Below are 1,568 nucleotides of genomic sequence, written 5' to 3' on the forward strand. Positions count from 1 at the left end.
TGTAGACATGATGGATTGACCTGCCCCGCCTCAACGTCGTGGGTTACGTTGAGGTAGGGACCAGAACACAGAGCCACTATTGAGGGAGGCAGGTCATGAATCAGTCTAACGCAACTCAGCAATCCGTTGTTAAGGGGGCTGTGGCTGAACGACTCAGCGCTGCCAGCAACGTCCATGCTGCTTATATTGGCCTGGACGTGCATAAAGCCACCATTGCGGTATCCCTTGCCGAAGTGGGGCGTCAGGAGCCCGAGTTTCGTGGCGAGATTCCCAACGAGCCCAAGGCCGTGGACAAGTTGGTTCGTCAGCTAAACGAGCGTTTTGGCGGTCAGCCCTTGTTGTTCAGCTACGAAGCGGGACCCTGCGGCTATGGGCTCTATCATCAGGTCCAGGCCAGCGGTCATGACTGCGAGGTGGTGGCTCCGTCGTTGATCCCCCGCCGCGCCGGTGATCGCGTCAAGACCGACCGCCGTGATGCGCAGATGTTGGCCCGCCTGTCCCGCTCGGGCGAACTCACCCCGGTGTGGGTGCCCACACCGGAGCAGGAGGCGATTCGCGACCTGACGCGAGCGCGGGAGGACATGAAGGCCATCGAGCTCAAGGCCCGCCAGCGGCTGAGCGCCTTCCTGCTGCGACATGGCAAGGTCTACCGTGGTAAGAGCAAGTGGATTCCCATTCACTTTCGCTGGCTGGAGACGGTCCGCTTCGACACCCCGGTTCAGCAGATCGTGCTGGAGGAGTACGTCGATGCCGTGAAAGAAGCCCAGAGGCGAGTGGCTGGCCTGGAAAAGCAGATGGCAGCGGCGCTGCCGAGCTGGTCGCTGGCTCCGGTGGTCGAGGCGTTGATGGCGATGCGCGGGATCGGTCTGATCACGGCCATGACGGTGCTCGCTGAACTCGGCGACATCAGTCGCTTCGACTCACCGCGACAACTGATGGCCTATCTGGGCCTGGTGCCAAGCGAGCACTCAAGTGGTGGCAGCCGACGCCAGGGGGGCATCACCAGGACCGGCAACGGCCATGTTCGCCGCGTGCTGGTAGAGGCCGCCTGGAGCTACCGTTTTCCGGCGCGCAAGACGCGCATCATTCAGCAGCGTGCCGAGCGCACCTCGCCGACGGCTCAGGCCATCGCCTGGGAGGCTCAGAAGCGCCTGTGCGGGCGTTTCCGTCGGCTGACGGCCACGGGCAAGGTCAAGCAGCAGGTCACTGCGGCCGTGGCGCGAGAGTTGGCCGGCTTCCTGTGGGCGCTTGCCTGCGAGGCCATGGGCAAACCGCACGGCAGCCGAGCGACCGTATGACAACGATGTCCCAGTGTCTACGCGTCAGGGAGTGTCGGGCCGGTAGGAGAACCCCTGGCGCTCCTATGAGGCCCCCATCCTCCGGGGCGGGGTGACCCTCGACTGTAGAGCAGGGCAGCTCCGCGACGAAGTGATGACAGGTCGGTACCCAACCCACGAATACCAGAGAGATCCACCGTCGCTGATAGCCCTTCGCTCCCTGACCCGTAGGCATTGAGGACAACCGCATGCACCAGAGACAACCGAGCCCTTGACAGGTCAATCCATACC

At 63.3% G+C, this 1,568-nt stretch carries 1 protein-coding gene; it reads left to right on the plus strand.

The genetic code is table 11. The features are described 5' to 3' along the window. Positions 1-140 precede the first annotated feature (140 nt). Positions 141-1,298, plus strand: a complete 1,158-nt coding sequence (locus AC5W54_RS22435) for an IS110 family RNA-guided transposase (RefSeq protein ID WP_495964314.1) — start codon at positions 141-143, stop codon at positions 1,296-1,298. Positions 1,299-1,568 lie beyond the last annotated feature (270 nt).

The organism is Halomonas sp. LMYGS-3, from assembly GCF_059509875.1.